Below are 4,462 nucleotides of genomic sequence, written 5' to 3' on the forward strand. Positions count from 1 at the left end.
AACGAGCCTCGCCACGTCGGCAGGGGACCGGCTTGGGCGAGCTATGCCTTAGCGTACGATTTGTTCCGTTTCGTGAGCTGCCCCCTACAAGTTGCTGCGTACGATCAAAGGTGTGACATCGCTACTCGAAGTGCGAGAAAGGTCGCTTGGGGAGTGGCAGCGCGCGATCTTGGTCGGATTTGAGGTCTGGCGCCAAGTTCTGAGTGCCGGCGGCGGAAAGCTACTTGTCGATCAGGATGCTAAGAGTCTGACTTTTCTCGGACCACCCGATAGCGCTCGACGGAAAGCTCCACGCAAGTCCTAACGGTTATTGGAGTCTGACAACAACAGGAGGCCGTAGCATGACTGACAAACATCAGCCCTTGAAGCCCGGGAACGTTGTAGCCCACGGCTTGGATGTTGTCGACATGGCGGATTTCACCCGCCTGATGAACGAACAGGCGGACGACTTCTTGGATCGGTACTTCACACGTGGGGAACTGACCACTGCGGATGAAGGAGGCAACAGGATCGAGAGGCTTGCCTCGCGATTCGCCATCAAGGAGGCTGTGTTGAAAGCGCTTGGTACAGGCTGGGGTGACGGCATTGCGTTTACGGATGTCGAGGTGGTGTCTCAGCGGACAGGCGCACCAACTGTCGTGTTGCACCGCCGATTGGTGGCGATCGCGGACGAACAGGGGATCGTTCGCTGGTTGGTTAGTGCGAGCCACACAACCATGGTTGCGATGGCGAGCGTCATTGCGCTGGCTTCGTAAACAGGGAATGGGAAGCAAAACCAAATGCGTATCAAGCATGTAGAAATCGAAAATTTCCGGCTTTTGCGGAAGGTCGCGATCGGACTGGAAGAGCGGACGACGCTGATCGTCGGCCGCAACAACAGCGGCAAGACCTCAATAGCCGAGCTGTTCCGTCGTCTCCTTTCCGAACGAACTCTGACGTTCAGGTTGGAGGATTTCTCCCTCGGCTGTCATGAAGGCTTTTGGGCGGCCTTCGATGCGTTCCGGGCCGGCGCAGATGTTCCCGATGTGCTCGGACATCTCCCATCGATCACAATCACGCTTGACATTTCCTATGATGTAGACGCACCCGATCTAGGGCCGCTCAGCGACTGCATCATCGATCTCAATCCAGACTGTGCAGAGGCGCGGCTGGTTCTCACTTTTGGTCCGCGAACGACGGCAGCCGAAACGCTGTTCGCCGGGATCGTCACGGCAGGCGAAGATGTGGCCGCCGACCGTAGCACTTTGTTTCGCGCGCTCGGGAGCAGGTTGCCGGCAGCCTATGCGTCGTCACTTGAGGCGGTCGATCCCAACGATCCAACCAATCGCAAGGCTCTGGAGCCGAAGACGCTTACCGCACTGGTCCACGGGGGCTTCATCAACGCACAACGGGGACTGGACGATGACACCCACCGCGAGCGCGATGTGCTTGGCAAAGTCGTCGAAGTGCTCTTTCAGTCGGCATTGACAGATCCGCTTGACCCGGAAAAACGCACCACCGCCGAACAGTTAAAAGTGGCGGTGGAGCAGATCCAGGGTGACCTGCATGCCGGCTTCAATGCGAAGCTGACTTCCCTACTGCCCACGTTCGATCTATTCGGCTATCCGGGGCTAGCCGACCCCGGCTTGGTTACCGAAACCAGCTTCGATGTAGATAAGCTACTCAACGACCACACCAAGGTTCGCTATTTAGGCGTGAATGGCGTCACATTGCCCGAGACTTACAACGGCCTCGGGGTGCGCAACCTCGTTTATATGCTCCTACAGCTACTGCGCTTTTTTCGCGAGTATCAGGCAACACCGTCGGCTGCCGGAGTTCATCTAGTTTTCATTGAGGAGCCGGAGGCCCATCTGCATCCCCAAATGCAGGAGGTCTTCATCCGCCAGCTCGACCAGATCACAAGTGCGTTCGTGGCACAGCTCAACGAGAACCGCCCCTGGCCGGTGCAGTTCGTTGTGACCACCCATTCACCGCACATGGCGAACGAAGCGCGTTTCGAATCTATGCGCTATTTCCTGTCAGTTCCGGACGGCGAAAGCCTGCGCCGGTCGGTCATTAAAGACCTGCGGCTTGGAATGGGCGACGCGCCTGTGCCCGATCGGGAGTTCTTGCACCAGTATCTGACCCTGACTCGGTGCGATCTGTTCTTCGCCGACAAGGCCGTCCTCATCGAGGGTACCTCTGAGCGGCTCCTGCTTCCGGCCATGATTCGCAAGACTGACGCCGCGGCTGCCGGTGAGCCACAGCTGGCGAGCCAGTATCTAACAGTGATGGAGGTCGGAGGCGCTTACGCGCACCGGTTTTTCGATCTTCTGACCTTCCTCGAATTGCGCACACTGATCATCACCGACATCGACGCCGTGAAATCCAACCAGAACGGGAAGCGCGTGGCCGTGCCCGTCGCGGAGGGCGAATTTACGAGCAACGGCTGCATCAAGGCTTGGTTCGAGAATGATGTTTCGCCAGCCGCATTGTTGGCAAAGACGGCAGTTCAAAAGATGGTCGGTCTTCGCCGGCTCGCCTACCAGATCCCCGAGGCAGACGGCGGGCCGTGCGCGCGTAGCTTTGAAGATGCATTCATTCTTGCAAACCCCGACCGCTTTCCACTTGGTGACGGGGATGCCGCCGAACTCGCCTATGAGCACGCCGCTGAGCAGAAAAAGTCGACGTTCGCTTTGGAGCATGCAATCGAGCAAACGGACTGGAACGTGCCCCGCTACATTTCGGAGGGCTTGCGCTGGTTGGCCCATGGCAACCTTGTCGCCCTGGAGCCACCACCCGCTGTCGCTATCGAGATCGTTGCCGAAGTGGCCGGTGTCGCCGTGAATGTCGTAGAGGCTGGCGAGAATGGCTGATGGCGTCGAAAGTCCCGCCGACGCCGCCGGTCGCGTCGCGCTTGAACGGATGTTCGCATGCCTCGACGAAGCGAGAAGCTTTCGTTTGGAGGCGGGCGCCGGTGCGGGCAAAACCTATTCTCTCGACAAGGCGCTTCGTCGATTGATTGACCACCGCGGCTCGGAGCTTCTTCGCCAGCGTCAGCAGGTTGGCTGCATCACATACACGAACGTCGCCAAGGACGAGATACTTTCGCGTATCGGGGCGCATCCGGCGGTGCGATCAGAGACCGTCCATGGCTTTTGCTGGTCAATCCTGCAGGATTTTCAGGCGACGCTCCGTGCCCTTGTGCCTGGATTGCCCGGGTGGGCGGAGAGGTTGGAGCCAACTGGTGGTATCGGCGCTCGACGCGTGCACTATGAGCTTGGCTTTCCCAGCGTGGGGGATGAGCAAGTCACCATCCGCCACGAGGATGTGTTGGCGCTGATGATTCAGGTCATGGCATTTCCCAAGTTCCGGGCGGTGCTAACGGCACGTTATCCAGTGCTGCTGATCGACGAGTACCAGGACACAGACGCAGCGTTTGTTGACGCACTTAAGGCCTGGTTCCTCGATCGCGGCGAAGGGCCACTGATTGGACTGTTCGGTGATCATTGGCAGAAAATCTACGGCGACGGATGCGGCTCAGTTGAGCATGACGCGCTTGAGGTAATCGACAAGAACGCCAACTTCCGTTCGGTGGCCCCGATCGTGCAGATGCTGAATCGTATGCGCCCCGATCTGCCGCAGATGGTGAGCGACCCTGACGCGCCAGGCGAAGCGCGCGTCTTCCACACCAATGACTGGCCCGGAGTCAGACGCACCGGACAGGGCGGTGGCCACTGGACAGGCGACACCAGTGCCGACGCGGCGAGAGCCTATTTCGGTCACATCAAAAGACGGCTCGGCGGCGAGGGCTGGGATTTCTCAGTCGGGAAGACCAAGATACTGATGCTCAGCCACAGCGTGCTGGCTCGCGAACAGGGATACGCGAGTATTCCGCCGATTTATGGTCAGTTCAATGAGCCCTGGCTGAAGAAGGATGATCCCCATATCAAGTTTCTGACGGACCAGCTCGAACCGGCTTGTGCGGCGTTCGAAGCGCGGCGTTACGGCGAGATGTTCGAGAGCTTCGGCGCGGGCATGCCGCGCATTCGCAAGCATGTGGACAAGGTCGCATGGGCTGACACCATGGAGACGTTGATCGCGCTACGACTTTCTGGATCGATTGGTGAGGTGATCGACTTTCTTGCTGCGCAGCCACACATGCGGCTTCCCGAGGCGGTGGAAGAACGCGAAAGAAGGCTGGCGGAAACAGGGCCTGAACCTGTGGAGGGAGAGTCACGGCGTGTCACCCAACTGCGCAAGCTGCGGGCTGTCTCTTACTCCGAGGTCATAGTGCTAGACCAATTCATTGATGGCCATACGCCGTTTGCAACGAAACATGGTGTGAAGGGTGCCGAGTTTGAGAATGTGCTCGTGGTCGTCGGCAGAGGCTGGAACAAGGTAAGCGCTCCACGAACCCCATCCTTACATAGCCGCGGGTGAGGCGGCATGCTCAGGCTTCCGTTTCTCAGGGAGCACGAAC

At 58.8% G+C, this 4,462-nt stretch carries 4 protein-coding genes; all 4 read left to right on the forward strand.

Features of this window, described 5'->3' with window-relative positions; translation table 11 throughout:
• Positions 1-91: 91 nt before the first annotated feature.
• Genes M622_RS40895 through M622_RS36975 form a run of 4 tightly spaced genes read left to right on the forward strand, consistent with a single transcriptional unit; the run spans position 92 to position 4,422 of the window.
• The gene (locus tag M622_RS40895; protein WP_370696052.1) at positions 92-304 is read left to right on the forward strand and encodes a MazG C-terminal domain-containing protein; all 213 of its coding nucleotides are present in this window, start codon (positions 92-94) and stop codon (positions 302-304) included.
• A 37-nt stretch (positions 305-341) separates the two neighbouring features.
• The gene (gene acpS / locus M622_RS36965; protein ID WP_021250773.1) at positions 342-755 is read left to right on the forward strand and encodes a holo-ACP synthase; all 414 of its coding nucleotides are present in this window, start codon (positions 342-344) and stop codon (positions 753-755) included.
• Between the two features lie 24 nt (positions 756-779).
• Positions 780-2,855, forward strand: a complete 2,076-nt coding sequence (locus tag M622_RS36970) for an ATP-dependent nuclease (RefSeq protein ID WP_021250774.1) — start codon at positions 780-782, stop codon at positions 2,853-2,855.
• Positions 2,848-4,422: a UvrD-helicase domain-containing protein gene (locus M622_RS36975; RefSeq protein WP_021250775.1), complete on the forward strand. Its 1,575-nt coding sequence runs from the start codon at positions 2,848-2,850 to the stop codon at positions 4,420-4,422. The genes M622_RS36970 and M622_RS36975 overlap by 8 nt, the downstream gene beginning before the upstream one ends.
• The last annotated feature ends 40 nt before the right edge of the window (positions 4,423-4,462 follow it).

The organism is Thauera terpenica 58Eu (genome assembly GCF_000443165.1).
Lineage (GTDB): Bacteria > Pseudomonadota > Gammaproteobacteria > Burkholderiales > Rhodocyclaceae > Thauera > Thauera terpenica.